At 62.1% G+C, this 1,199-nt stretch carries 1 protein-coding gene; it reads left to right on the forward strand.

Translation table 11 applies throughout. The features are described from left to right. Positions 1-70: 70 nt before the first annotated feature. A protein-coding gene (locus GBG68_RS13860) for an IS3 family transposase (RefSeq protein WP_152148379.1) occupies positions 71-1,185 on the forward strand; the annotation gives its coding sequence in 2 pieces (ribosomal slippage) (positions 71-326 and positions 326-1,185; 1,116 coding nt in all). The last annotated feature ends 14 nt before the right edge of the window (positions 1,186-1,199 follow it).

The following is a 1,199-nucleotide window of genomic DNA, read 5'->3' on the forward strand; positions in this document are numbered from 1 at the left end:
CGTAAGCTCCCCCATCCGGGAGACAGGTCGAAACTAGAACCTTCTGGCAGACTACGCCCAGGAGGTTCACATGAGAAAGTCCCGATTCACCGAGACGCAGATCGTCGCGATCCTGAAGGAGGCCGATGCGGGCCTGCCGGTCAACGAGCTGTGCCGCAAACACGGCATCAGCACTGCGACGTACTACAACTGGAAGTCGAAGTACGGCGGCCTGGAGGCGTCCGAGCTCAAGCGCATCAAGGAGCTCGAGGCGGAGAACCAGCGCCTGAAGCAGATGTTTGCGGACCTCTCGCTCGAGAACCGGGCGATGAAGGACCTCATCGACCGAAAGCTCTAGGGCCGTCCGAGAAGCGTGAGGCGGTGCACTTCCTCGTTGAGGAGCATCGCCTGCCCATCACCCGCAGCTGCCGCTGCGTCGGGCTTTCACGGGCGGCCTATTACCGCACGCCGATTGCACCGCAGGTGCGCGATGCGGAGGTCATTGCCGCGCTCCAGGAGCTGGCCGAAAAGCATCCGACGCAGGGGTTCTGGAAGTACCAAAGCAAGCTGCGCCGACGGGGTTATCGCTGGAATCACAAGCGGGTCTACCGGGTGTATTGCGCCATGAAGCTCAACCACAAACGCCGGGTAAAGCGGCGCGTGCCACCACGCGAGCGGCAACCGCTTGACGTCCCGGACAAGCCGAACGCCGTCTGGTCGGCGGATTTTGTCAGCGATGCGCTGTACTGCGGGCGACGGTTCAGGACCTTCAACGTGCTCGACGACTTCAACCGCGAGGCGGTGACCATCGAGATCGATACCTCGATTACCAGCCAACGGCTGGTGCGGGTGTTCGAGCAACTGAAGGCGGAGCGCGGCCTGCCGGAGATTCTGCGCACCGACAACGGGCCGGAATTCCTTGGCGACGTCTTCACCCGCTGGGCCAGGGAGAACGGCATGCTTATCCAGTACATCCAGCCCGGCAAGCCAAACCAGAACGCCTACATCGAGCGCTTCAACCGCACCTACCGCGACGAGGTGCTGGACTTGTACCTGTTCGAGGACCTCGACCAGGTCCGGGAGATCACCCACCGCTGGATGATCGAGTACAACGAGGAGCGGCCGCACGACGCCTTGGGCGAACGCACACCGCTCGAACATTTTACCCACTACGCCATGGGTTCTAGTTTGGAGGTGTCTACTTGACGGGGGAGCTTACG

The sequence above is a fragment of the Alkalilimnicola sp. S0819 genome (genome assembly GCF_009295635.1).
Taxonomy (GTDB): Bacteria; Pseudomonadota; Gammaproteobacteria; order Nitrococcales; family WHIW01; genus S0819.